This is a genomic window from Stenotrophomonas sp. SrG (assembly GCF_050031795.1).
Classification (GTDB): domain Bacteria; phylum Pseudomonadota; class Gammaproteobacteria; order Xanthomonadales; family Xanthomonadaceae; genus Stenotrophomonas; species Stenotrophomonas rhizophila_A.
The window spans coordinates 1-242 of record NZ_JBNBBE010000960.1 but is presented as its reverse complement, the minus strand read 5'-3'; the positions used below and the strand labels follow the sequence as shown (position 1 = coordinate 242).

General features: G+C 64.0%; 1 protein-coding gene. It reads left to right on the top strand.

All coding sequences use genetic code 11. The annotated features are described in order from the left end of the window. On the top strand, positions 1-242 hold a 242-nt coding region (locus ACQG3P_RS22345), incomplete at both ends, for a hypothetical protein (RefSeq protein WP_426806278.1).

The window sequence follows — 242 nt, the reverse complement described above, 5'->3', positions numbered from 1 at the left end:
ACGTGGATTACATCGTGCGCGATGGCGAAGTGGTGATCGTGGACGAATACACCGGCCGTACCCTCGCTGGCCGCCGCTGGTCCGATGGCCTGCACCAGGCGGTGGAAGCGAAGGAAGGCGTGCCGGTCCCGCGCGAGAACCAGACGCTGGCGAGCATCACCTTCCAGAACCTGGTCCGCAGGTACAAGAAGCTGTCCGGCATGACCGGTACGGCCGACACCGAAGCCTACGAATTCCAGAGC